This is a genomic window from Ruegeria sp. HKCCD6647-2, assembly GCF_057221075.1.
This window is the reverse complement of record NZ_JBWVBD010000006.1, coordinates 1-25,291: the sequence shown is the minus strand read 5'-3', so window position 1 is coordinate 25,291 and position 25,291 is coordinate 1. Positions and strand designations below refer to the sequence as shown.

Here is a 25,291-nt window from a genome sequence, read left to right as displayed (position 1 = left end):
ATGGCCGGCGCAGAGATCCCCTCGAACAAACCTCACATCCCCGTTTTGCTGCGCCCGCTTTTGGCCGCCGTGGCACCGGTGTCCGGAGTTTGGCTGGACGGAACGTTTGGCGCTGGCGGTTATACGCGTGGTCTGCTGGAGGCCGGGGCAGACAAGGTCATCGGCGTGGATCGTGACCCGCTCGCCTTTGAAATGGCTGCGGATTGGGCCGGCGAATATGGTAATCGGTTGGTGATGCAACCAGGTGTATTCTCGCGCATGGACGAATACGCACAGGATCTGGACGGGGTCGTGTTGGACTTGGGTGTTTCTTCGATGCAGCTTGATCAGGCCGAGCGTGGTTTTTCCTTCATGAAGGACGGCCCGCTGGACATGCGCATGAGCCAGGAAGGCGAAAGCGCTGCCGATCTGGTCAATACCGCGACCGAGGCGCAACTTGCCGATATTCTGTTCCACTACGGCGAAGAACGCGCCAGCCGTCGCATTGCCAAGGCCATCGTCAAGGCGCGGGCCGAAGAGCCAATCACTACGACCCTGAGGTTGGTCGAAATCATCGAATCCTGTCTGCCACGTCCGAAACCGGGGCAATCACACCCGGCAACGCGCAGCTTTCAGGGCCTGCGCATCGCAGTGAACGCCGAATATGAGGAACTGTTTCAGGGCCTTATGGCCGCTGAACGGGCATTGAAGTCGGGCGGGCAACTGGCTGTTGTCACATTCCATTCCATCGAAGACAGAATGGTGAAGCGGTTTTTCCAGTCTCGCGCTGGCAAAACCGGGCGCCCCAACCGTTATGCGCCCGAAACACAGCAGGAACAGCCGCAATTTACACTGAAAACTCGTAAGGCCGTCGGCCCCGATGATCAGGAATTGCAGGAAAATCCGCGCGCGCGTTCGGCCAAGCTGCGCGTGGCCATTCGGACCGAGGCTCCGGCCGGCGAAATCGATGCCCGCGCCATCGGGATGCCTCAGTTGGGGGGAAGGGCAAGATGAAGAGTGTGTTGTATGTGTTGACTGCTCTGTCCGTGTTCGGGCTGGCGCTATGGGCATATCAGGAGAATTACCGAACGCAGCAGGTGCTGAAGGAAACCCAGTCGCTGCAACGCCAGATTGGCGTCGCGCAGGCGCGGTTGGCGGTGCTGCACGCAGAATGGGCCTATCTCAACCGCCCTGACCGACTGCGTGAACTGGCCGACCTGAACTTTGAGCGTTTGGGTCTTTTGCCCTTGCGGGCAGAGCAATTCGGGCGCGCAGATCGTATTGCTTACGGTGAAGACCCCGATCTGCCCGAAGTTGATCCCGATGAGTTGCAGGCCATCACCGAGGTTCAGGCATTGATCGAGGTGCAGATTCCATGACACGCACACCTCTTCGCCCGCTTGCGCGAATCCTGGATGCCCGTGCCCGCGGTGAAAACCCCAAGGCTATCGAGCGTGAGAACATCCGCCAGCGTCACGAAGACATGAAGGACCGTGCCCGCGCCAGGGCCGAAGGGCGCCTGCTGGTCCTGGGTTTGTTTTTCTTCTGTGCCTTTTCCGTGGTCGGGTTCCGCATGGGGATGCTGGCAACCTCAGAGGCGCAAGAGCCTCTGGCCAGTGCGCCGGGGGCCTCCATCGCCATGCAGCGTGCCAACATCGTGGACCGTGAAGGGCGAATCCTGGCAACCAATCTGGATACGTATTCCGTTTACGCCCAACCCCCTTTGATGATCGACCCCACCGCTGCGGCTGAAAAGCTGGTGGCTATTTTCCCCGATCTGGAAAAAGAGAGGCTGATCAAAGATTTCACGGGCAAACGCAAATTCCTGTGGATCAAAAAACGGGTTTCGCCCGAGCAGAAACAGGCTGTTCACGACATCGGCGATCCCGGCATCCTGTTCGGCCCGCGCGAAATGCGCCTTTATCCTAACGGTAAACTGGCTGCGCACATTCTGGGCGGGTCCGGTTTTGGTCGTGAAGGTGTCAGTGCGGCTGAGGTGATCGGCGTTGCCGGGGTTGAAAAACAATTCGACGACTATCTGCGTGACCCGGCCAACGGCAACAAGCCGCTGCAACTGTCCCTCGACCTGACAGTTCAGGCGGCGGTCGAGCAGGTGCTGTATGGCGGCATGAAGATCATGAACGCCAAAGGTGCCTCGGCCGTTCTGATGAATGCACATACAGGGGAAGTGATTTCGGCTGCTTCGCTACCATCTTTTGATCCAAATGACCGGCCACGCCCTCCGACTTCGGGGTTTGATCCTTCCGACAGCCCTCTGTTCAACCGCTATGTTCAGGGGGTTTACGAACTGGGTTCCGTTTTCAAGATCTTCACTGCTGCGCAGGCCGTTCAGCTTGGGTTGGTGAATTCCGAGACGATCATCGACACGTCCGGCCCGATGAAGATCGGGCGGTTCCCGATCGGAGAGTTCAACGGCAAGAACTACGGCAAGATCAGTGTGGCGGATGTGATCATGCACAGCTCGAACCGGGGCACCGGGCGGCTGGCTTTGCAGATCGGTGCACGGCGCCAGCAGGACTTCCTGCAGGCATTGGGTATGTTCGATCCGACCCCGTTCGAGATTGTCGAAGCGAAGGGTGGCGCGCCCCTTAAACCCAAGAAATGGGGCGAGTTGAGCACTGTGACGATCTCTTACGGTCATGGGCTTTCAACCAGCCCGATGCATCTGGCAGCAGGTTATGCTGCAATTGCCAATGGTGGGCACTATGTCAGCCCCACGATTCTGCGAAGGAACGGGCCGCAATATGGCCCACGGGTCATGTCGCAGGGGGCGGCACGCCAGGCACAAAAAATGTTGCGCAAGGTCGTGACGGACGGAACGGCCAGCTTTGGTGACGTTCCGGGTTATGCCGTCGCCGGCAAGACCGGAACTGCGGACAAGCCGAAACCGCGTGGTGGTTATTATGACGACAAGGTCATCGCCACGTTCGCCACCATTTTCCCGGCATATAACCCGCAATATGTTCTGGTCGTTACCCTGGATGAGCCGTCGATCGTGGCTTACGGCGAAAAACGGCGGACGGCGGGCTGGACGGCGGTGCCCGTGGCCTCGGAACTGATCGCACGGATTGCACCCCTGCTGGGCCTGCGTCCCCGGCTTGAGCCTGAGGCGGGCGCTGCTATAACGCTGACTTCGAATTAGACTGTCCGGCAAGAGGTGGGTCATGGGCGCAAGGTCAAAGAAACTCAGCCAACTGGCCCTGACCGCTCGGGGTGGGGCGAATCCAACGATCACCGGCCTGGCTGTTGATAGTCGTGAGGTCAAGGATGGATACCTGTTTGCGGCGCTGCCTGGAACACGGGTCCACGGCGGCGAATTCATCCAATACGCTTTGCGCATGGGTGCGGCGGCAATACTGACCGACGCCGAGGGGGCCGAGATCGCGGCTGATGAGCTTGGCCGTTCCGATGTCGCGTTGATCGTGGTCGAAGACCCGCGCCAGGCGCTGGCGGGCTCGGCCGCATTGTGGTTCGGTGCACAGCCTCAGACAATCGTTGCTGTTACGGGTACTAACGGCAAAACGTCGGTTTCCAGTTTTGTGCGCCAGATCTGGACCGAACTCGGCCATGCCGCCGTCAACCTGGGCACGACCGGCGTTGAAGGCAGTTGGACCGCCCCACTGGCGCATACCACGCCCGAGCCGATCACATTGCATCGCTGCCTCGCCGAAGCGGCGAGAAATGGTGTGACGCACGCGGCGATGGAGGCTTCGTCTCATGGACTTGAGCAGCGCCGGCTGGACGGGGTTCACCTGTCGGCTGCCGGATTCTCGAACTTTACGCAGGACCATCTGGACTATCACGAGACGTTTGAGGCCTACTTTAATGCAAAGGCCGGGTTGTTTGACCGGGTTCTTCCGCAAGACGGTACAGCTGTGGTCAATCTGAGCGACCCGAAAGGCGCACAGGTTCGCCGGATCGCGGAACGTCGTGGTCAGTCGGTTCTGACGGTAGGTTTGGGATCGGCCGATATGTGTCTGATCAATCAGCGATTTGATGCAACCGGGCAAGATCTGCGATTCTCGTGGAAGGGGAAGGTCTACCAGACTCGTCTGAACCTCATCGGCGGCTTTCAGGCGGAAAATGTTCTGTTGGCCTGTGGCTTGGCCCTTGCAGCCGGGGATGACCCTGAGCGTGTCTTTGAGACGCTGCCCCACCTGACAACCGTTCGGGGACGCATGCAACTGGCCGCCACGCGCGAGAACGGCGCAGCGGTTTTCGTCGACTATGCCCACACACCGGATGCGGTGGCCACGGCGCTCAAGGCCATGCGGCCACACGTGATGGGGCGTCTGATTGCGATCGTCGGTGCCGGGGGGGATCGCGATGCCACCAAGCGCCCGTTGATGGGAAAGGCTGCAGCGGCCAACGCGGATATCGTTTTTGTCACCGACGACAACCCCCGCAGCGAAGATCCCGCAACGATCCGAACAGCCGTCATGCTTGGCGCGCCTGAGGCGACCGAAGTCGGTGATCGGGCCGAGGCGATCCTACGCGGCGTCGATGCGTTGCAGCCGGGCGATGCGCTGCTCATCGCGGGTAAGGGCCATGAGACGGGTCAGATTGTTGGCGATCAGGTACTACCCTTTGACGATGTCGAACAGGCCAGCATTGCCGTAGCCGCGCTGGACGGGCGGGTCGCATGACACTCTGGACTGCGCAGGAGGCCGCAGAGGCCACAGGTGGACACGCTACATCGAATTGGAAGGTCAACGGTGTTTCGATCGACACACGCACATTGCGGCCCGGTGACCTGTTTGTTGCTTTGAAGGCAGCGCGAGATGGGCATGATTTTGTCGCTCAGGCGCTCGAAAAAGGGGCAGGCGCCGCGATGGTATCGCGGGTGCCGGACGGTGTGGCAGAGGACGCCCCTCTTTTAATTGTCGAAGACGTTCAGGCGGGACTTGAGGCACTGGGGCAGGCGGCGCGCGCCCGGTGTTCCGCGCAAGTGGTGGGTGTCACCGGAAGCGTTGGCAAGACTTCGACCAAGGAAATGCTGGCCACGATATTGGAAACGCAGGGCAAGACCCATGCCAGCGTCGCCAGTTACAATAACCACTGGGGGGTGCCGCTGACATTGGCCCGGATGCCGCGCGATACAGATTTCGCAGTGATCGAGATCGGGATGAACCATCCGGGCGAGATCGCTCCGTTAGCCCGGCAAGCCCGCCCACATGTCGCCTTGGTCACGACAGTTGCAGCTGTCCATCTTGAGGCGTTCGAGTCAGTTGCCGGTATTGCCCATGAAAAAGCCGCTATTTTTGAAGGGCTGACCGATGGTGGCGCGGCCATCGTGAATGCCGATATCGAACACGCGCAGATCCTGCGCGATTGTGCTGCGGCGGCGGGTGCCAAGATGGTCGATTTCGGGCGGAACGCGAAGGACTATGTGCTGTCAGACGTAGCCCAGTCCGCAAATTCGGTCAAAGCGCAGGCTATGGTCGACGGTCATTCGACGACATTCGAGGTCAAATCCGCAGGCACGCATTTTGCCATGAATGCGCTGGGTGCGCTGGCGGCGTGCGCCGAGCTGGATATTCCGTTGAAGCAGGCAATTCAGGGCCTTGGCCGCTGGTCACCGGTGACCGGACGCGGAGTGCGGGAAACTCTGCCTCTGGCAGGAAGCGGGCAGATTGAACTTCTGGACGACAGCTACAACGCGAACCCGACCTCGATGGAGGCCGCGCTGGACGTTCTGGCCGCAGCGCAAGGCGCCCGTCGCATTGCGTTTCTGGGAGATATGAAAGAACTGGGCGCACAAGAACACGCAATGCACGCAGCTATGGCGGAAGTTGAGGCGATGTCACGCGTCGACAAGGTGCATTGCATCGGGCCGCTCATGCGGGCGCTGCACGAGGCGTTGCCCGAAGATAAGCGCGGGCTGTGGTTTGAATCCAGCGATGAAATGGCCGCGCAACTACCCGACCTGATCCGGGAGGGGGATGTTGTATTGGCCAAGGGCTCGTTGAGCATGGCGCTGGCGCGAATTGTTGACGGTTTGCGGAAAATGGGGCATGAGCGCGCGCTTGAACCATGACCGCCGCGTGAGAGAGGTTTTGTAATGCTGTACTGGTTGACCGCCTTGTCGGATGGAGGGGATTTCTGGAACCTCTTCCGCTACATCACCTTCCGCGCTGGCGGCGCCTTTATGACGGCATTGGTTTTCGGGTTTCTGTTCGGCAAACCTCTGATCAACGTATTGCGCAAGAAGCAGGGAAAAGGGCAGCCGATCCGCGACGACGGCCCCGAGGGGCATTTCAACAAAGCCGGTACGCCGACAATGGGCGGGTTGCTGATCGTCGGCGCGCTGGTCACGTCGACACTGGTCTGGGCACGATGGGACAACCCTTATGTCTGGATGGTTCTGTTTGTTACGCTGGCCTATGCGGCGATCGGTTTTGCGGATGACTATGCCAAGGTTTCGAAACAGAACACCAAGGGCGTATCCGGCAAGATGCGAATGGCGCTGGGCATTCTGATTGCCGTACTGGCGGCGCTTTGGGCAACCTTGCACCACCCCGAAGCGCTACAGAACCAGCTGGCTTTGCCGATTTTCAAGGATACTCTGATCAATCTGGGTATTTTCTACATACCTTTCTCGATCGTTGTGATCGTCGGGGCCGCAAATGCGGTGAACCTGACCGACGGGCTGGATGGTTTGGCGATCATGCCCGCAATGATTGCTGCCTCGACGCTGGGTGTTATTGCCTATGCTGTGGGACGCGTCGACTTTACCGAATATCTGGACGTGCATTATGTGCCAGGAACGGGAGAGATCTTCATCTTCACCTCGGCGCTGTTCGGCGCAGGTCTGGGTTTTCTGTGGTACAACGCGCCACCTGCGGCTGTGTTCATGGGTGACACCGGTTCGCTGGCATTGGGCGGTGCATTGGGCGCAATCGCGGTGGCAACCAAACACGAGCTGGTGTTGGCGGTTGTCGGTGGCCTGTTCGTCGTCGAGGCGCTGAGTGTGATCATTCAGGTGCTGTATTTCAAACGCACCGGAAGACGCGTGTTTCTGATGGCGCCAATTCACCACCACTATGAGAAAAAGGGATGGGCAGAACCTACCATCGTCATTCGGTTCTGGATCATCTCCCTGATCCTGGCGATGATCGGTCTGGCGACCCTCAAGGTCAGGTAGCACTCCCGCCAGGTTCGGCGGGCCTGCGGCCAGCCTGCCACCTGTTGGGCCCGGCTCGCGCATAGGCGCGAGCCTGAACGCGCCCTTGCCATTCGGAATTTCTTCGGTGCAGTGTGGCAGCGCATAATTTTCTTGTGAGGGTGGGCAGAATGATCCCGGTCAAAGGGTTTTCCGGACAGAAGGTTGCGGTACTGGGCCTTGGCCGCTCTGGGCTTGCCACGGCACGAGCTTTGCGCGCCGGCGGCGCCGACGCGGCCTGTTGGGATGACAATCCAGCCGCACGCGAAAAGGCCGAGGCCGAAGGGTTTCAGTGTGCTGATCTGCACCGAAAGGGTTCATTCGACAATGTAGCCGCGCTGATCGTGTCTCCGGGAATTCCGCATCTTTTTCCAAAGACCAACCCCATTGTGAAAGCCGCGCTTGAAGCGGGCGTGCCGGTGGATAACGACATCGGATTGTTCTTCCGCTCATTCGCGGGGGCAGAGTGGAACAACTACGACACGCCCCCACGTGTAATCGCGGTAACCGGATCGAATGGCAAATCCACGACCGCTGCATTAATAGACCATATCTTGTCCGAAGCCGGACGAGAGTGCCAACTGGCGGGCAATATCGGACGGGGTGTTCTGGACATCGACCCGGGCGGCGACGGGTCTGTCGTGGTATTGGAACTGAGCAGCTACCAGACCGAATTGGCCCGCGCTCTGACGCCAGACATTGCGGTTTTCACCAACCTATCGCCGGATCACCTGGACCGGCATGGGGGTATGGGTGGTTACTTTGCAGCCAAGCGGCGATTGTTTGCCGAAGGCGGCCCTGACCGTGCCGTAATCGGCGTCGATGAAACCGAAGGAGCATTTCTGGCGGGGCAACTGGCCGAAGCGGCAGCAGATGATCGGGTGATCCGTGTCTCGGTTGCGCGGAAACTGACGGGTCCGGGTTGGCAGGTCTTTGCTCGAAAAGGGTTCTTGTCAGAGTACCGCAAGGGACGGCAAGCCGGTTCGATCGACCTGCGCGACATCAGGGGGTTGCCCGGAACCCACAATCATCAGAACGCTTGCGCCGCTTATGCGGCCTGTCGCGCGCTGGGGCTTGCGCCGCGCGTGATCGAAGCCGCCATGCGCAGTTTCCCGGGCCTGCCACATCGCAGTCAGGTAGTAGCCGAGGAAAACGGGGTCACTTACGTCAACGATTCAAAAGCCACGAACGTCGATAGCGCGCTGAAAGCGCTGAACGCCTTTGAACGCATCCGCTGGATTTGCGGCGGATTGGAAAAAGAAGGTGGACTTGCTGCGTTGAACGAAGCTGGCGGTCGGGTCCTCAAGGCCTATGTAATAGGGCGCGAGGCGGCCTCGTTTGCCATCCAACTGGATATGGAAACAGCAGTATGCACGGATATGGCAACTGCTGTTGAACAGGCCATGCAAGACGCCCGACCGGGCGAAACCGTTCTGCTCGCCCCCGCCGCGGCCAGCTTCGATCAATACGACAATTTCGAACAGCGGGGTGAGGATTTTACGAAGAACGTCAAACAGCGGCTGAAAGAGGCCGCCGGTTGCAATTGATTGCCGGTTCGGCAAAGCTTGGACCCTATCCGCTTGACGCGACATTGTTATTGGTCTTGCCTTGCGAAAATTCAACACGAGGTCATGGATATGCCAAACCGTAAGTCTCTTTTGATTGTTCCCGCAATTCTGCTGGCGGGTGCCTGCTCGAATGTCGGGGCAAATTATCAACCCGTTGTCGATGGTCCGGTTGGGCCAAATTACAATGCTGATCTGGCTCAGTGTCAGGCGCTGGCACGGTCTCAGCCGACCGTTGACAGTCGTACGGCGGGCGCAGCAGCGATCGGTGCTGTCGGGGCTGCAGGCACCAAAGCCATCATCGACGACAGTGCCAGTGATCTCGGACGCGCTGCGGCTGCAGGTGCTCTGGTCGGTGCCGGCGCCAGCGCGCTTCAGAATACCCAGAACCAGGAAGTGATCGTGCGCAATTGCATGCGCGGGCGCGGCTACAACGTGGTCGGCTAACGGCCGGCGATTGCCGTTCCGGCGGCGTGGCCAGAGGACCACGCCCACTGGAAATTGTACCCGCCCAGCCAGCCGGTGACATCCACCGCTTCGCCAATTGCATAGAGGCCGGGGACATCCTTGGCCTCCATCGTTTTTGACGACAATCCCTTGGTATCGATCCCGCCCAAAGTGACCTCGGCCGTCCTGTACCCTTCGGTTCCCGAAGGCAGCAGTTGCCAATCGGTCAGAGCGGCGATCAATTCACCAAGCGCGGCATCGGACTGATCCGCCAAGTTTCCGTTCATCGGAATGTGATGGCTCAAGTAGTCGATCAACCGAGTGGGCAGGTGCCGTGCCAATTCTGTCTTTAATGCCTTGCGACCTGCCGACTGCCGCTGTTCGCGCAGAAGATCGAACAAGGGAAGATCGGGTATCAGGTTGGCGGAAATCTCCTCTCCTTCGCGCCAGTAGGATGATAGCTGCAATACCGCGGGTCCACTCAATCCGCGATGCGTGAACAACAGTGCCTCATCAAAACTTGCGTGGGAATTCGTAAGACGCGCAGGCACGGAAACACCTGACAAATCTCTGAATCGGCCATCGGAAAACGTGAACGGCACCAGCGCTGCCCGTGTATCCGTGATTTCGAGGCCAAATTTCCGAGCGATTTCATAGGCGAGCCCAGTCGCCCCCATTTTGGGGATCGATTTGCCGCCTGTCGCAAGCACCAGATTGCGACAGGTCACGCTGTATCGACATCCATCGCGTTCGAGCTCTGCAGCGAACCCGTCTTCGGTCTGGTCAAGCGTTTGCAGTGTGGTTTGCAGCCACAAATCGGCATCTGCGCGTTCCATTTCGGCCAGCAGCATTGCGATGATCTGCTTCGATGAGCCATCGCAGAACAATTGCCCCAGCGTCTTCTCGTGCCAGGCGATGCCATGGCTGTTCACAAGATCAAGGAAATCCCATTGCGTATACCGCGCCAGGGCGGATTTGCAGAAGTGCGGGTTGCCGGACAGAAAATTTTCGGGACCCGCGTGCAGGTTGGTGAAGTTGCACCGCCCGCCACCCGAGATGCGGATTTTTTCGCCCGGTGCCTTTGCATGATCGATCACCAGGACCCGCCCGCCACAGCGGGTCGCGCACATCATGCCTGCTGCTCCGGCGCCCAGAATGATCGTGTCGTAAGTCATGCCGAGGCCTTGGCTTGATTCCGGCGTGAAGACAAGAGGGATCAGGATTGCAGGGGCTGGCTCCGGTTTCTTTGAAGGAACAGAAAATCCTGGTGTCTGGTCGGTGAAACGGATTGTATTCAGTGGCCCGTGGCCTTACTGGTTTTTCAGACCCGCAACGGGTCCGGCGCCGTGCGGGCGTGATGGAATGGTAGACATATCAGACTTAAAATCTGAAGGGCGTACGCCCGTGTGGGTTCGAGTCCCACCGCCCGCACCACTGCGCTAAGACATGCTTTGCAAAACAGAAAACTTGCAAGTGTAGCCAAATGGCTGAAGGGCTTCGGCCTAGGGTCAGGACCTATTAAACGTCGCCTGAATTGAATTTCGAGATTGGCCCGACATAGGTCAGGCATCTGGGCTCAAAAACAACAACATGTGAAATTTCAGGTCGCGAACGCGACGAATACAACATTGCCTGTGCCCCAGCTTTTCGAGCGGCGTCTGAGAATGCCCAGGTTGGCGATGGATTTCCCGATGCCCGAATTTCTTGCCAAACGATGGAAGCATTCAGATTGCCGCGTTCGTCTGCGACGTGTTGAGCCACCAATCGCATTGGAACGAGAACTCGCGGGACGTCATCATCGAGATATCTTTGGATCGCCACCGCCGCGCCTTCTGCGGTCAGAGAAGCATAAGCTGCCACTTGTCCCGAATGGTGGAACCTACCTTCGGGCGCTTTTGCGGCTACGTCTGGCGTGTTAGCAAGGCCCTTGGGCAGAAGCCTCCAGACGGGTTTATTGAAATGCGATAATGGAATCATTGGCCCTACCAATTTCAAAGCACAATCGCCTTGATCCCAAATGTGATTCATCGGCGCAAGGAGGATCGCCCATGTCACGTCTGTTTTGGCTCAATGAAGAACAGGTTGAACGCATCACACCGTTCTTTTCCATGGAACGCGGCGTCGGCCGAGCCGATGACCGTAAAGTTCTGAGCAGTTTCATCTACGTCATAATGCACGGATTGCAATGGACGGACGCCCCCGCTGAATATGGCCCACATAAAACGCTCTACAACCGCTTCAAGCGATGGTCGGAAAACGGTGTGTTCGAGCGTATCATCGAAGAATTGGCACAGCGCGGGGCGACGCTGGCATTGTTCAAATGATCGACGCCACCCACCTGAAAGCCCATCGCACCGCCTCCAGCCACAAAAAGGGGGTGATGAGCTAAGGTTCTTCGGGCGCACCAAAGGCGGCTAAAAAACAAAGCTGTATGCCTTGTGCGACAATCTTGGGCGGCCCGTTCGGCTGCATTTGACCGAAGAGCAGCGCAGTGACTTCAAAAGCGCGGATGTTCTACTCAAGGACCTGCCGATGGCCGAGACTCTGATCGGTGATCGAGGATACGGCAGCAACAAAAATCCGCAATCTTCTGGCCGAGCTAGAGATCATTCCGTGCATACCACCAAAGAAAAACCGCAAGGAACCAATCGATTACTGCAACGCAACATACAAAACCCGACATAGGGTGGAAAACTTCTTTGCAAAACCCAAGGACTGGCAACGTATCGCAACCCGCTACGATAGATGCGCCCATACCTTCAGATCCGCCGTCTATCTCGCAGCAATAGTCATCTTTTGGTTACGAGACCTGACCGTAAGTTTCACGGCGTTTTGGTCAAGCAACCGGCATCTGCTGTGTCGCGCAATGAATTCCTCCGCCCATTTCGCCCAACGGATCGACATTCAGCGTGATGATTTCACGGTCTGGGTAATGTCGAGCCAGAGCGGTTTTGGCAATTTGGTCTGTCTCGCGGTCGCCAAACTCTGCCGCAATCACGGCATTGTTGCAGACGTAGTAGTTTGCATAGGATGCTACAAAATCAATGCCTTTTATACGTGGTGAGTGCGGCTCGGGAATGATGTCAACCTGCAGGCCCGACGTGACAAGCTTGTCATATGTATCAAACGCTGCAAGGTGAAACGGGTCGTTCACGTCCGGCACGTCGGGAAGATTAATCAATACTCTCCCGGGTCCGATGAACCGGGCAAGGCTGTCGATGTGGTAATCGGTTATGTCTTCGCCCCAGACGCCTTCGGACCAAATCATGCGATCCGCGCCATAGGCTTCCAACAGGCGGGACTCGATCTCATTGCGTGACAAGTCCGGGTTGCGGTTCGCGTTCACCCAACTGCTTTCATGAGCAAGAAGTACGCCGTTGCCGTCCTGTTCAATCCCGCCCGCTTCACCGACTAAGCCGGTGGGCAAAAGCGGCAGTCCCAGCAATTCTGCCACACGACGCGCAATCTGGCTGTCGTGTGTGTCGACTTGCTTCCCACCCCAACCGTTGAATTGGATGTGGCTGATGGCAATTTCGCCGGCAGGGTTTACGACAAAAATCGGACCTGAGTCCCTGCACCACAGATCTTCGGTTGGAATGTCCCAAAGCTCGACTGCGCCAGTTAGTTTCGAACGTGCGGTGCTGTGGTCCGCTCGGGCCGCCAACATCGAAACCGGTTCAAATTCCGCGATCGTATTTGCGATGTCGGCGATGGTCTGTTGAATCATTTCGAGGAATAGCGGGTCGGGGTATACTTGTCTGCTGACAGGCCACTGCATGAATGTCCGCTGGTGTCTGGAGTCTTCCGCGGGGACAAAGAAACCTGTTTTTGAACCTGCCGAGGTAAGGCCCGCCGGTCCGATCATTCCAAGTGCTCCTCCGGACAAGAGCAAGTCACGTCGTTTCACCAAGCCACCCTGCATCGTTGTTCCAAGCGGTTATAAACATGAGCGTACTGAGACAACACCTAAGATATCCACCGCTGGCTGAAAAATTCACCTACAGGATGATCAGACGGGATATCCCAATTGACGGATCAACTGCCAGATATCGCGGTTTGCGGCTGACAGCTGGTCGACCACGCCTTCGATCTCTTTCATGGCCTTTTCATCAACGGTGTCGGCACGGCCAAGCTTGATATCGGTTTTGCGATCGGCAATGCGCATCAGAATGGTCTTGGGGTTCCCGCTCTCGGGGTCAAAGGAATAGATGCAATGATTGTACCTGTTCCGAATTGCGGCCAGACGGGTGAGGCGATGCGTATGATCCAGAATTGGGTCGCGTACCTCGGGGGGTCTCCCCTCCATCTTGGCAAGCCGTTCGACAAGGTCAATCCGCGCGCGTGTCGTGTTGAGGGTCAGGAATATGATAACGGCCACATCTTTATTGGCCCCGGTCAGGCCCGCGATCAAATGGATTAGCAAGCTTTCGGTATTGGTCCACATATAGTTGAGACGGCCGACCAGAAGGATCAGCCTGTCAAACCGGGTTTCGAATGTGTCAGTCACGAAACTGCTCGTCCGGAGCGACCTCGAAGAAGAAATGAGCTGCTGCGGTGCGGTTGCCCACTCCGATCTTCCCGGAAACATTATGTAAGTGCAGTTTTACGGTGTGTTCGGTGATCCCCAGTTTGGCTGCAATCATCTTGTTGCTTTTGCCTTGCGAAACCAATTTCAGCACCTGCTTCTCGCGACGTGTCAGCGTTGAATAGAGCTTGAGCTTACTGGGCTCTGTCTTTCGCGCGTGTGATTGTTCCGGCTGCACGTCCCGCGTGTGCGGGAGGCAATCGGCCACAAAGCTGGGCAGGTGCAATTCCTCATGCATCAAAAGGCGCAGAATAGCGCGCCACACGTCCGGCGCGACATTCATCGGCAGATAGCCGATGTCGCCATGATGTCGCCTGTCCCAGTGTTCGAACAGAAACCTGGCCGAATTCTCCTTGCGATATGCAAACGCAAGGCACCCCGCCGCCGCCACTTTCGTGTAGTCCGAGGGGCGCGCCAACAGGTCTTCCAGCAACATCTGATCGACTATGATAATGCTTTCGATTGGGGTCTGTTTGCCGTTGTTCGAACGTAGAGTATCCAAACTGTCGTACCGAAAGGCCAGCACTCCAAATTCGCTTTGTACACTTCTCAGGGTTTGGTTGGAGTAGAATAATTCCTTTCCAATAAAAACTACTGATAATTCTGCTGGGTAATCATTCTGATTGCGGGCGTTATTTTTCAATGAATCGATCATTGCTTCCTTCCCCACTAATAAACGGTCCCTTGCAAATAGGGCGCGATACTTAACCGGTACAGGATGTTCAAAGGGTCTCTAAAATGTGTGCACATTATAGCTGAAAGTGCGGAAATCGGCAACCAATGGGAATTGTGTTTTTCTGGAAATTAGAACTTTTGGTTAGGGAAAAAACCCTTGTTGAATTGTAACCCAGCGATAAGTCTGAATTTATTCCAATCCCTGGTCAGATCGTTAGGTTCTTGCGCCAGCGCCTCACGTTTGTCGGCGCCACTGTAAAAAACGAATTCAATACAGCTTGTTACATGGTTTTATGCTTTTGGTCAGCTAGTCACAGTTCTGTGTCGCTGCAACGATGAACCTGCTTCAATTTTGGAAGCGTCCTTGAACCTGACCGGTGAACAGGCCGCTTATTTTGCGGAATCTGCGAGGTCACGGAATCGGCTTGGCCGAGAAAGGGGGTGCAGACAGAGAAAAACTTTGGTGGCAATCGCGCATGATTTTGTGCGCGGGTGCTTTTCGGTTTGTTTCAATCGCGCTTGTAATCGCTTTTTAGATGAATGGCGGTCTGGCGCTCGAAAGATGGAAATTTATTATGAGACGCAATACGAATAATACAAATGTCACGACCGTTGACGAAGTAAATATCGACAATCTTGACGCTGATTTCGAAACAGATATCGAAGTTGCAGAAGCCGAGATTGATGCCGACCTGAACGCACAACAGCAACAACAGGATCAGGCTGTCGAAAACAACAATGCCGACCAGAATGAGCAGAGCCAGGAACAGTCAACCGAGGTTGGCAATGAGCAAGGCCAGGACCAAGATCAGAACCAGGCTCAGCAACAGGCTCAGAATCAATCCAACGTCAATGGCGGCGACGACAGCAACGACAACTCGAACACCAACTCGATCAACATTGATTTTGGCGGTGGCGAGTGGATTCCGCGTGACGACGACAAGGTCGATGTTGACGTGAGCAAAGGTGGCTATGTTGGTGGTGACGTGATTACTGCCGGCGACGCCCTGGATTACGATCCGGGCGACGACCTGAATCTGAACATCTCGCTTGATGGTGCCGGCAATGACATGTCGTCGATCAACAAACAGATGGCGGAGCTGAGCGACGATGACACGCTGTCAAACGCGTCAGTGTCAAACAACTCGGGCTTCTATCAGTATGGCGACGCCAATGGCGGCACTGCGAACGCGCAAGAAGGCATCAAAGTGTCCACGGATGGCGGCAATTCCGGCGGTGGTGGAACCAGCTATGGCGGTTCGGCTGCCTCGGACACCTATGGCAGCCATGCGCTGGGCTTTGGCGGTAATACCGGTGATGCCGGTGCAAGCTCGGAAGGTGGCGCCGGTGGTGCCTCTGGTAATGCAACCAATGTCAGCGCGGGACTGGGATTGTCCGGTGCGGGCGCGGACGGCGATAGCGCCGGCGGAAATGGTGGCAACGCCACGGGTAACTCCAACGCAAACAATAACGGCTCGTCTGGCGTAGATGCCGACGGTACCGGCGGTGACGGCGGAAGCGCGGACTCGTTTGGCCTTGGCCTTGGCCTCGGTCTTTCGGGCTCGGACGCCAATGGCGATGCAGACGGCGGCGACAACGGGTCCAGCTCTGACGCGTCAGGATATGGCTCTGCCGGCAACTACTCTCCTGCGAGTGGAGCAAACGGCGGCGACGCAACCGGGACAACCGCCGGGACAGCGAATAACTCCAGCGACGCAGATACCGAAGCCAACGATGCGACTGCCGGCAGCAATGCCGCGGAAGGCGAGGCCAACAGCGCCTCCACCAGCAGCGCCGACGGTACTGGTGGCGACGGTACCGGCGGTGATGGTACTGGCGGTGATGGCACCGGTGGCGACGGCACCGGCGGCAATGGCGAAGGTGGATTCTCGGCACTAGTCGAGGCGGCCATCATGGCCCTGCAGGAAGAAATCGCCGGATTTGATGCCGAAGCCGGTGAAGGCGGCGACGGAACCGGTGGTGACGGCACTGGTGGCGACGGAACCGGCGGCGACGGCACCGGTGGAACCGGTACTGGTGGTGCCGGTACTGGCGGAACGTCTTCGGCAGAGTCGACGTCCCAGGGTGTTGGTGATCAGTCTACCAGCGGTCCAGACATCGATCAGAGTCCTGGCGATGTGAATGGTGCAGCCAGCAACTCGCAAGCAACGGACACGGATGGCGGCGCCGGTGGCTCCAACTCCGCGACTGGCTCGGCAACCGGATCGGGATCCGGCTCGTCGATGGCTGATGGCGTGGCGGGTGCCGGTGGCACTACCACACCGACCTCGACGTCGACCGGCAGCGGTGCGGGTTCGGCCGATGCCGCCAATACCGCTGGTGCGGGTGGTGGTGCCGACGTCATGGGCGACTCGGCGACGACCGGCACAGCCGACAGCCTTGCTGAAGCCATCGCCGGTTATGGCGGATCGGCCAACAGCGACAACGACGCCACTTCGACCGGGTCGGGCAGCGCCACTGGCGCGGCAAGCTCGGGTGCGGGCGGCGCCGGAGGTATGGCTTCGTCGACCGGCGGAACCAGCGGTTCGTCCACTGGAACCGGCATGTCTGGCGACACCATGGGTGCAACTGTTACCGGCGGTAGCGCAGCAGGCGCCTATTCAGGCGCTGGCGGTGCTGGCGGCAATGGCGGCAACTGGGGCTCGAACAATGGCGGTGACGGCATCGTGACCGGCGAGTCCTATGCCTCGGCAGCGGCCGTGGTCGACACGTCGGCCTTCAACCAGTCGATCATCATGGGTGCCAACGTACTTGGCAATTCGGTCGATACGACAATGGTTGGCGGAGCAATGTCTTCGTCTTACGCAAGCGACGATACTGACGTCTAAAACCAGTTTCGGAGGCCGCATTTTCGGCCTCCGTGTTTTAACTAATCGCCGGGGCCGGACTGTCGGCCCCGGCACAGTGAACCCAGATCCGGAAATTACTGGCCGGTGAGGGAGATAGGGATCATTCAGATGTCTCTCGACAGTGTTACGGAAACGATTGCCCATTTTATCGGAACCTTTAACCTTACGATTGAACAAGCCCGCCTGAGGGATCAATACGAAGAGTTCACTGCGCTGCGGCGCAAGTTCGAGCTTGATGAGCTGGAAGATCCATCGGCTATCAGGGTTAAGGCGGAATTGGACCTTGATCCCGGAAAATATGACCCGCTTCCGTACCGGCTTCCATCTCCTCCGACCAATCCGGATTTGCCTCCGCCGACCGAAGGCGTGGGTGCGGGGCCTTTGATCTCTGTGGGACTGCCGTACCTGCCAGAAATCCAGTTGCCAGAGGTTGAGCCGATTGTGTCTGCGGAGCAGGCTATTGTCATCCTGCAACCCCAGATCGTGACAGATTTAATCGGATCGGCCGTTACCTACACATTCCAGACCCTGTTCATGCGCGACAATGACACGTTGGGTTCGGGTGATTTCCGCGACGCCGAAACTTTGATGGCGCAGGCCGAAGTCATGTTGGATACGGCCTTGTCCTTGCACGCATTATCCGCGCCGTCGTTTTCGATATCGGACTATCTTTCCGTAGAGTACGTCGAAGCGTTGGCCCAGAAAATGCTGTCGCCGATTACGGCTGAAGTGGAAGGAGTAACCATCTACCAGTTCCACGGCGATGACGCGGTTGGCATCATTGTGAACGGGCAGCGTGTTGATGAGGCCCCGCAATGGAGCGATCTGCTTCCCGCGTATCATCAGCCCGATGATCCCGAAAGCGAAGATGCGGGGCCAGAAATGACTCCGGCTGAGTGGGATCAAAGTAAAGATCCGGAATTTGCGGACGGGCACACCGTGGTCACCGGTGGGAACCTTGCGATTAACGAGGTGGCTGCGACCATTGCATGGGTGGACGCCCCGTTCATCGCGGTCGGTGGTCAGGCGATCAATCTAACCATGATCAGTCAGGTTGCAGTAGTCTCGGATCACGACCAGGGCATCCCCGGCTCCGGATCAGGAACAAATGTCGTCCAGTCCTCTGAAATCAAGACCGAGGCGAAAGCGGCACCTTGGTTGGACGCCACAACCAATCCCGGCGGCCAGCCGTCGCAAATTCACATTGACTGGATTCAGACTGATCTGATCGTGTCGAACTTTATCCAGCAAACGATTGACGCCACCGATATCGACCACATTCAGACCGAAATAACCGCCGCCTCAACTCTTTATACGATGGGCGCGAACCAGTTGGTCAACGTGACTGATATCGTGCAGTTGGGCAGCTATTATGACCTCATCATGATTGCCGGCGACATGATTTCCGTCGACATGCTGTTTCAGACCCTTGTCCTGGCCGATGATGATGTGGTTACCGGCGGACTGCCCGGACCTGCGGGCGGTGCCGACGATAACCTGCTGATGAACCAGGCGTCATTGACCACACTTGGCCAGGATATCGAGGGTGCCGTTCAGAAAGAAATATCTGACGCGATGGCGATTGCCAAAGCGGATCTTGCTGCTCTTGAGGATGCATTGCTGAACGATCCGATGTTCGCCGGCATGGAGCAGATGCGTGTGCTCAAGATCGACGGCGACCTGTTGCAGCTTAATATCGTTGACCAAGTTACCAAGCTGTCAGATCAGGACGATATTCATCTGAGCGAGCCAAATGCCGCCCAGACCGAAGTGATCGCGGGCAGCAATGCGATGCTGAACGCAGCCAACATTACCAAGTCCGGAGTGGACTCGACGGTTATGGCGGCAAACGGAACCTATTCGGATCTCTTGATTCATCAGGCCAGCCTGATCGACTCGCCCCAGGCCGACACCGGTTCGGAGCTTGCCAACGAAGCGATTGCCTTCCTGATGGATGACCCAAACCAGACGGGTGCTCCGGCGGGCGTAGATCAGAACGGTCCGGATTTGACCCCGTCCGAGACAGCGAACTCAGTCGATGGCCTGCAGACCATGCTGGCCTGATTTCCGTAAATGTTACGAGTGACTCAAAGGTTTATTCATGTCGATTTGTTTTTCGTCACGCCGCACCCGTTACTCCAGCCCGCTGGACCGAAACGGAGGCGCACAGGCGAATACCAAGAAGCCCCGCATTGAATCGCTATCCATAAAGCCGGCGAATGCACCGGCGGCAGACAGAGAGCTTCTTTTGACCGGGGAAATGCGTGTGCCGGACGCCGATCAGGATTCAACCACGACCACGCTGACCGGCGAAAATACCAAGGCGGTGAAAGCTGAAGAGGCCGGACAGGCGGTGCAACCTCCGCAATCGCCAAAGGTCGACCCTGTCGGCACGAAAGGGCAACCACCGCAAGCCTCAGAACATCAAGTGCGCGCCGAACCTCCCCAACAGCGTGCGCAGCCGCAACCTGCCACCGACAATTCCGGCGTGGACAGCGGCGAAGGGGTGGCCAACGCCGATACCTTGGATCGTGATACCACCACCGACCAGTCGACTGCGCGTATGACCCCCTCTGCGCCGTCGGACGGCGGAGATCGCATGGGCGCCACGATCGAGGCCAAGGCTAATCAGCCGTTGTTGCGACCGGAATCCGGTGGCGGTGACGGTAAAGGGCCACCCCAGACATTCCACAAACGCACTCCGCCCGAGGATTTTCAGAAAACGCTTCGCACGTCTCTACGCGCAATCTGGCGTAACCTTTCATTCGTTCTGTTGCTGACTTGCGCCACGAATATTCTGATCCTCTCGATCCCGATTTACCTGTTCCAGATCAGCGACCGAGTACTGACCAGCCGGTCACTGGATACGCTGATCATGTTGACGGCAATCGTAGCCGGGGCCGTAATCTTCCAATCAGCGTTCGATGCGGTGCGCCGTTTCATGCTGATGCGCACAGCTGTCGAGGTTGCCGCACGTCTTGGCGCACCGGTATTGAGCGCAGCCGCGCATGCCTCGTTGCATGGGAACGGCCGCGAATACCAGACACTGGGCGATTTGCAGCAAGTAAGAGGTTTTCTTGTCTCGGGTACTCTGATCTCGTTCCTGGATGTTCCCTTTGCGCCGATGTTCATCCTGATGATCTTTTTGGTGCATCCGCAGCTTGGAATGATCGTTGTGGTTACTGCGCTGCTTTTGATGATTATCGCCCTGATCAACCAGAAAATGACTGCGAAGCCGTTTGCCAAGGCCAATCGGGCGCAATCGATGGCAAACCAGCATCTGGATTCGATGTCGCGCAACAGTCAGATCATAAACGCTTTGGCGATGATTCCCGAGGCGGTACGCATCTGGGGGCGCGATACGGCACAATCCCTGACGTGGCAGGTGCGCGCGCAGGATCGCAACGTAATCTTCGCCGCAATATCACGGGCAGTGCGTCTGCTGACGCAGATCGGGATTTTGGGTTGGGGGGCTTATCTGGCCCTGCAAGGCGAGATTACCGGCGGTATGGTCATCGCGGCCTCGATTATCGCGGGCCGCGCATTTGCGCCGATCGAAGGGTCGATCGAAGGCTGGAACAACTTCCTGCTGACGCGTGGCGCTTTTGGCCGCGTCAAGGCGCTGCTCTCCAACTCTGCCCTGCAGTTTGAGAAGCTGCGCCTGCCGCGCCCAGAAGGCCGGCTGGATGTGGAGCGTCTGCTTTACGTTCCCGGCGGCACCAAGCGGGTGGTTCTGAACGGCATCAATTTTTCGCTCAACCCGGGTGAAACGCTGGCTATCATCGGCAACTCCGGCGCAGGCAAGACAACGCTGGGAAAATCGTTGGTCGGTTCGGTTCTGCCGACATCCGGCAGCGTGCGGTTGGATCTGATGGATATCCGCAACTGGGATCCTCGCCAATTCGGGGAAAGCATCGGGTACCTGCCGCAGGATGTGCAGCTGTTTCCCGGAACCATCAAGGACAATATCGGCCGTATGCGGGCTGATGTGACTGACGAGCAAATCCACGATGCTGCGGTTCTGGCCGATGTGCACAATATGATTGCTACACTGCCGCAAGGATATGAAACCGTAGTGGCCGCAGACGGCGCGCCGCTGTCCGGCGGGCAAAAGCAACGTATCGCACTGGCGCGGGCCTTTTTTGGCAACCCCCGAATGGTGGTTCTGGATGAGCCAAACTCGAACCTGGATGTGGCAGGGGACAAGGCGTTGGCGCGGGCGATCGAACAAGCGCGGGAAAGTAAAATCACGGTCGTCGTGATCACGCAAAAACCCACGCTGCTGAATGTGGTGGACAAGATCATGCTGCTGACGGATGGCCGCGTTGCACTGTTCGGTCAGCGCGATCAGGTCTTGCAGGAACTCAGCGGCCACCGACGTAAGCCCGAGTTGCAAAGGTAGGGGGATGTGATGAACGACCTGGCTCGAACCGATGACCCGACCCTTTGGTATTCCGAGGTCCCACGCTCGATCAACAAGCTGATCGTAATTGGAATTCTGATGTTGATTGTATGTTTTGGTGGCTTTGGCGTGTGGTCGTTCAGTGCTCCGCTGGCCGCTGCGGTTATCGCCCAGGGAAGCTTTGTCGCCACCGGGCGAAACAAGATCGTGCAGCATCTTGAGGGCGGGATTATCGAGGAAATCCTGGTGCTGGAAGGCGCGGCGGTTGAAGCCGGTCAGGTTCTGATGACGCTGGACCAGACTTCTGCACAAGCCAATGAGCGCGAATTGTTCATCCGCAAGATTCGCTTGCAGGCTATGACCGAACGCCTGTTGGCCGAGCACAGCGAAAAAGAGCAACTGACTTTCTCGCCCGCTCTGATCGAAGCGTCGAGCGATGTCGAAGTAATGACCATTCTCGACAGTCAGAAGCTCAGTTTTGACGTGTCGCGCAAAACTTTGCTGAACGACATCGCTCTGCTGGAACGCAACATGGAGGCGCTGAGGATACGCGCATCGGGGTTTGAAGCACAGCTGATCAGCATGAAACGCCGGTCGGATATTCTTCAGGAAGAGTTCGACACGAAACAATCCTTGTTCGAAAAAGGGTTAGTGCGCAAAGGTGATCTGAACACGATCCGCCGGGTTCAGGCCGAGGCCGAAGGCCAACTGGCGCGTTTGCAGGCCGAAACGGCTGAAGTCAACCAGATGCTTTTGAAGTACGAGGAACAGATTTCGCGAACCCGATCTGCCTATCGTGAAGCCGCGTTGGACGAATTGGGCGTGATCGAGGCTGATCTGGAAAGCGTGCGTGAAAAAGCGCGTCAGGCGCGCAGCGTTCTGGACCGCGCCGTTGTGCGTGCGCCTGTGACCGGAACGGTCGTTCGTCTGCATCACCATACGCCGGGCGGTGTTATCGAAACCGGTGAACCTATCGCAGAAATCCTGCCAGCCGATGCGCCGCTGATCATCGAAGCGCAGATACCGCGCACTGAAATTGACAGCGTAGTAACCGGGCAATCCGCAACGGTGCGTCTGGTGGCCCTTAATCAACGCACCACACCGGTGCTGAGCGGTGAAGTCTTTTACGTCTCGGCCGACGCGTTGCTCGAGGATTCGGCCGGTGTTCCGCAAGAGGTCTATCTGGCGCGTATTTCCCTGACAGCTGACGAAATCGAACGTGTTCGCGGTTTTGTCCCGACCCCGGGAATGCCAGCCGAGATCATGATCCAGACAGAAGAGAGGACTTTTGCGGCCTATATCGCCAAACCCGTGGTCGACAGCATGTCCCGTGCGTTTCGGGAACACTGACGTTCGTGCGATCGGCCCCGACACGGCTACATCTTCGAAAAATTGCATGTTAACCTCTGGCCAGATCAGAACTGGAGGAATGCTCATGCCGCTGACGGTCAAAACCATGCTCGAGGCTGCAAACGCCGTGGTCGAACGTATCGACGTGAATCGGGCGAAAAACCTGCTGGAGCAGGGCGCTCTGCTGTTGGATGTGCGCGATGCGCCCGAGTTGGAACGAGCCGGACGCGCTGTTGGGGTGCATCATATCCCGCGTGGGATGCTGGAGTTTCGCGCTGACCCGGATTTGCCCTCGTACGACGCAGAACTGCGCAAGGATCGCCCGATAATCCTGCATTGTGCCTCGGGCGGGCGTGCCGCACTGGCGGGTAAGCTGCTCAGGGAAATGGGGTATGAACAGGTCTACAACCTCGGCGGTTTCGCGGATTGGGTAAATGGCGGTGGCAAGGTGGTCGGTCCGGTGGATTCGGGGATGTAACCCTTTGATCTGATGCAGATCAAGGAAGTTGCATTCAGTTGTTGCTATGTGAATCTCAATTGCCACCGGATAGGACGACTGACATGTTTCGCCTTGCCGCCATGTTGTACTCTTTGATCGCTACCGCCACGGCAGGGACCGCCGTAATCGCCGTTTTGTCGGCTGGTATGGTTTCAGCCATGGCCATTCTTGCGGCAGCCGCGGCAGGGGCTGTTGTGGCTGCGCCGGTATCCTGGCTGGTGGCAAAGCGCCTGTATCAAGACGCCGCGTAGTCAGGCATTCAGGAATGCCCGGACCGCGGCCTCGAACTCTCGCGGTTTTTCGGCATGCAGCCAATGACCGGCGCCGGAGATCTTGGCAAACTTGGCGGATGGGAAAAGGCTGCGAATGCGGTCTCGATGTTCGGGCAGCACATAGTCAGATGCGGCCCCGGACAGAAACAGTGCCGGACCGTCCCAGGAGGATGAGATGTCCGGAAAGCCCATGATTTTGGGCATTTCTTCGGCCAGAACATCCAGATTAAGACGCCATTTCCTTTGTTCGGTATCCAGCGATTGCGTAAAAAAGCTCTGCAGTGCGGTGTCGACGCCCAGTTCGGACAACTGTTCCTGCGCATCCGATCGTCTTTCGACACGTGACATATCAACGGCACGCATCGCTTCGATGAATTGGATTTGGCTATGGCCGTAGGAAACGGGCGCGATGTCGGCGACAACAAGCTTGCGCACCATTTCACCATGTTGAAGGGCCAATACCATTGCGGCTTTGCCCCCCATGGAATGCCCGACGACATCTGCCTGACCGCCAATACTCTCAATCACTTCGGCCAGATCGTTGGCGAGATGGGGATAATCATGATGACTGTCCCAAAAACTGTAGGCATGATTGCGCATGTCCACGGCGATCACTTGCCGCTCATCTGAAAGCCTGCGGGCAATGACGCCCCAGTTCCGGGCCGAGCCATACAAGCCATGAGCAATCAACAATGGCGGTTTCTGTGTCGGCGTGCCGTGAATGATCGTGTTCAGCATATTGCCGTGATACCTTTCACCGGGCGGAGTAACCAGCCCCATTGTCCCCCGCCCCACCCACAGCTAAATTGCCCGTTCAGGAGGGCTCATGTCGCAGGAAACCGAAATCCAATCCCGGATATCCGAGACGATCCAGTTGCTGCGCAAAAAGCTCGGCGTGCGCGACAAAACGCTGGCTGCATCCGTTCGGCGGGCAAAGCGGCGACTACCGCGCAAGGTCTACAAACAGGCTTTGGTGCTCGCCAGTGCCGAGCCAATGGTCGAACACCCAAAGCTGAGGTTGATTCTGGATACCCCTGCACTTCAGAAAGCGTCGGATGAGGTGCAGTCCCACCTGAATTCCATCAATCTTGCGGATCGCCGTTGGGGTCTGTTTCTGAGTATTCTCGGCTCAATGGCGCTCGGTTTACTGGCTCTTGCGACTGTGTTTCTTGTGATCCTGCGTTGGCAAGATTTCATCTGACCACTTAGGTGAAGAATGCGTTCAACAAAATAAGAAACGGCGCCTAATCTGGACGCCGTTTTCAGCTTTTTGCCGAATAGATTACAGGTTCGGGTAGATCGGGAAGCGCTTGCAGAGCTCGGCGACTTCGGCTTTGACCTTGGCCTCGACGGCACCGTTGCCGTCTTCGCCATTGGCGGCCAGGCCGTCGACTACCTCGATGATCCAGTCGGCGATCTGGCGGAACTCGACCTCACCAAAGCCGCGGGTGGTGCCGGCGGGCG

The 25,291-nt window shown here is 57.6% G+C and carries 21 protein-coding genes, 1 tRNA gene and 2 pseudogenes; 17 read left to right on the top strand and 7 right to left on the bottom strand.

Going from position 1 to position 25,291, the window contains the following annotated elements; genetic code table 11:
• The 8 genes from rsmH to AC2TDJ_RS16150 all read left to right on the top strand — a co-directional run bounded on the left by rsmH (window position 1) and on the right by AC2TDJ_RS16150 (window position 9,174).
• Window positions 1-993, top strand: coding sequence for a 16S rRNA (cytosine(1402)-N(4))-methyltransferase RsmH (rsmH, locus tag AC2TDJ_RS16185; RefSeq protein ID WP_480843998.1), 993 nt, complete (start codon window positions 1-3; stop codon window positions 991-993).
• The gene (gene ftsL, locus AC2TDJ_RS16180; protein ID WP_480843711.1) at window positions 990-1,358 is read left to right on the top strand and encodes a cell division protein FtsL; all 369 of its coding nucleotides are present in this window, start codon (window positions 990-992) and stop codon (window positions 1,356-1,358) included. The genes rsmH and ftsL overlap by 4 nt, the downstream gene beginning before the upstream one ends.
• Window positions 1,355-3,142, top strand: a complete 1,788-nt coding sequence (locus AC2TDJ_RS16175; RefSeq protein WP_480843710.1) for a peptidoglycan D,D-transpeptidase FtsI family protein — start codon at window positions 1,355-1,357, stop codon at window positions 3,140-3,142. Before ftsL ends, AC2TDJ_RS16175 begins: the two co-directional genes overlap by 4 nt.
• Before the next feature lie 22 nt (window positions 3,143-3,164).
• The gene (locus tag AC2TDJ_RS16170) at window positions 3,165-4,646 is read left to right on the top strand and encodes a UDP-N-acetylmuramoyl-L-alanyl-D-glutamate--2,6-diaminopimelate ligase (protein ID WP_480843709.1); all 1,482 of its coding nucleotides are present in this window, start codon (window positions 3,165-3,167) and stop codon (window positions 4,644-4,646) included.
• Complete coding sequence (locus AC2TDJ_RS16165) at window positions 4,643-6,037, top strand: UDP-N-acetylmuramoyl-tripeptide--D-alanyl-D-alanine ligase (protein ID WP_480843708.1); 1,395 nt, start codon at window positions 4,643-4,645, stop codon at window positions 6,035-6,037. Before AC2TDJ_RS16170 ends, AC2TDJ_RS16165 begins: the two co-directional genes overlap by 4 nt.
• Before the next feature lie 24 nt (window positions 6,038-6,061).
• Window positions 6,062-7,144 (top strand): phospho-N-acetylmuramoyl-pentapeptide-transferase, encoded by a 1,083-nt coding sequence (mraY, locus tag AC2TDJ_RS16160; protein ID WP_480843707.1) that lies wholly within the window; start codon window positions 6,062-6,064, stop codon window positions 7,142-7,144.
• A gap of 149 nt (window positions 7,145-7,293) precedes the next feature.
• Window positions 7,294-8,709: a UDP-N-acetylmuramoyl-L-alanine--D-glutamate ligase gene (gene murD, locus AC2TDJ_RS16155; protein ID WP_480843705.1), complete on the top strand. Its 1,416-nt coding sequence runs from the start codon at window positions 7,294-7,296 to the stop codon at window positions 8,707-8,709.
• An 84-nt stretch (window positions 8,710-8,793) separates the two neighbouring features.
• Window positions 8,794-9,174, top strand: a complete 381-nt coding sequence (locus AC2TDJ_RS16150; RefSeq protein WP_480843703.1) for a glycine zipper family protein — start codon at window positions 8,794-8,796, stop codon at window positions 9,172-9,174.
• Here the strand turns inward: AC2TDJ_RS16150 and AC2TDJ_RS16145 are convergent.
• Window positions 9,171-10,349, bottom strand: coding sequence for a BaiN/RdsA family NAD(P)/FAD-dependent oxidoreductase (locus AC2TDJ_RS16145; protein WP_480843701.1), 1,179 nt, complete (start codon window positions 10,347-10,349; stop codon window positions 9,171-9,173). The genes AC2TDJ_RS16150 and AC2TDJ_RS16145 overlap by 4 nt on opposite strands.
• A gap of 173 nt (window positions 10,350-10,522) precedes the next feature.
• On the opposite strand from AC2TDJ_RS16145, the gene AC2TDJ_RS16140 reads away from it, so the two are divergent.
• Window positions 10,523-10,608, top strand: a tRNA-Leu gene (locus tag AC2TDJ_RS16140).
• An 84-nt stretch (window positions 10,609-10,692) separates the two neighbouring features.
• Here the strand turns inward: AC2TDJ_RS16140 and AC2TDJ_RS16135 are convergent.
• A complete protein-coding gene (locus tag AC2TDJ_RS16135; RefSeq protein WP_480843699.1) occupies window positions 10,693-11,229 on the bottom strand; it encodes an RES family NAD+ phosphorylase in 537 nt (178 codons plus the stop codon).
• On the opposite strand from AC2TDJ_RS16135, the pseudogene AC2TDJ_RS16130 reads away from it, so the two are divergent.
• A pseudogene (locus tag AC2TDJ_RS16130) lies at window positions 11,223-11,977 on the top strand (IS5 family transposase); the annotation flags it as partial. The gene AC2TDJ_RS16135 and the pseudogene AC2TDJ_RS16130 sit on opposite strands and share 7 nt — an antisense overlap.
• A gap of 33 nt (window positions 11,978-12,010) precedes the next feature.
• Here the strand turns inward: AC2TDJ_RS16130 and AC2TDJ_RS16125 are convergent.
• The 3 genes from AC2TDJ_RS16125 to AC2TDJ_RS16115 form a co-directional block, all read right to left on the bottom strand.
• Entirely contained in the window at window positions 12,011-13,081 is a 1,071-nt protein-coding gene (locus AC2TDJ_RS16125; protein ID WP_480843697.1) for an agmatine deiminase family protein, read from the bottom strand.
• A 102-nt stretch (window positions 13,082-13,183) separates the two neighbouring features.
• Complete coding sequence (locus AC2TDJ_RS16120) at window positions 13,184-13,681, bottom strand: hypothetical protein (RefSeq protein ID WP_480843695.1); 498 nt, start codon at window positions 13,679-13,681, stop codon at window positions 13,184-13,186.
• Entirely contained in the window at window positions 13,674-14,285 is a 612-nt protein-coding gene (locus AC2TDJ_RS16115) for a helix-turn-helix transcriptional regulator (RefSeq protein ID WP_480843693.1), read from the bottom strand. The genes AC2TDJ_RS16120 and AC2TDJ_RS16115 overlap by 8 nt, the downstream gene beginning before the upstream one ends.
• Window positions 14,286-15,009: 724 nt before the next feature.
• On the opposite strand from AC2TDJ_RS16115, the gene AC2TDJ_RS16110 reads away from it, so the two are divergent.
• The 6 genes from AC2TDJ_RS16110 (at window position 15,010) to AC2TDJ_RS16085 (ending at window position 23,806) form a co-directional block, all read left to right on the top strand.
• Window positions 15,010-17,283 (top strand): hypothetical protein, encoded by a 2,274-nt coding sequence (locus AC2TDJ_RS16110; protein ID WP_480843691.1) that lies wholly within the window; start codon window positions 15,010-15,012, stop codon window positions 17,281-17,283.
• A gap of 129 nt (window positions 17,284-17,412) precedes the next feature.
• Window positions 17,413-19,368 carry a type I secretion protein gene (locus tag AC2TDJ_RS16105; RefSeq protein WP_480843689.1) on the top strand — a complete coding sequence of 652 codons (1,956 nt, stop codon included), beginning with the start codon at window positions 17,413-17,415 and terminating at the stop codon, window positions 19,366-19,368.
• A gap of 37 nt (window positions 19,369-19,405) precedes the next feature.
• Complete coding sequence (locus tag AC2TDJ_RS16100; protein WP_480843687.1) at window positions 19,406-21,706, top strand: type I secretion system permease/ATPase; 2,301 nt, start codon at window positions 19,406-19,408, stop codon at window positions 21,704-21,706.
• Between the two features lie 9 nt (window positions 21,707-21,715).
• Window positions 21,716-23,056: an HlyD family type I secretion periplasmic adaptor subunit gene (locus AC2TDJ_RS16095; RefSeq protein ID WP_480843686.1), complete on the top strand. Its 1,341-nt coding sequence runs from the start codon at window positions 21,716-21,718 to the stop codon at window positions 23,054-23,056.
• 85 nt (window positions 23,057-23,141) lie between these two features.
• Window positions 23,142-23,534: a rhodanese-like domain-containing protein gene (locus AC2TDJ_RS16090; RefSeq protein WP_480843684.1), complete on the top strand. Its 393-nt coding sequence runs from the start codon at window positions 23,142-23,144 to the stop codon at window positions 23,532-23,534.
• Between the two features lie 83 nt (window positions 23,535-23,617).
• Window positions 23,618-23,806: a hypothetical protein gene (locus tag AC2TDJ_RS16085; RefSeq protein ID WP_480843682.1), complete on the top strand. Its 189-nt coding sequence runs from the start codon at window positions 23,618-23,620 to the stop codon at window positions 23,804-23,806.
• Here the strand turns inward: AC2TDJ_RS16085 and AC2TDJ_RS16080 are convergent, their stop codons facing one another.
• Complete coding sequence (locus AC2TDJ_RS16080; protein WP_480843680.1) at window positions 23,807-24,607, bottom strand: alpha/beta fold hydrolase; 801 nt, start codon at window positions 24,605-24,607, stop codon at window positions 23,807-23,809.
• A 46-nt stretch (window positions 24,608-24,653) separates the two neighbouring features.
• Here AC2TDJ_RS16080 and AC2TDJ_RS16075 point away from each other — a divergent pair, with 46 nt between their 5' ends.
• Window positions 24,654-25,028 carry a hypothetical protein gene (locus AC2TDJ_RS16075; protein ID WP_480843678.1) on the top strand — a complete coding sequence of 125 codons (375 nt, stop codon included), beginning with the start codon at window positions 24,654-24,656 and terminating at the stop codon, window positions 25,026-25,028.
• An 81-nt stretch (window positions 25,029-25,109) separates the two neighbouring features.
• On the opposite strand, the pseudogene glyA reads toward AC2TDJ_RS16075, so the two are convergent.
• Window positions 25,110-25,291: pseudogene (gene glyA / locus AC2TDJ_RS16070) on the bottom strand (serine hydroxymethyltransferase); the annotation flags it as partial.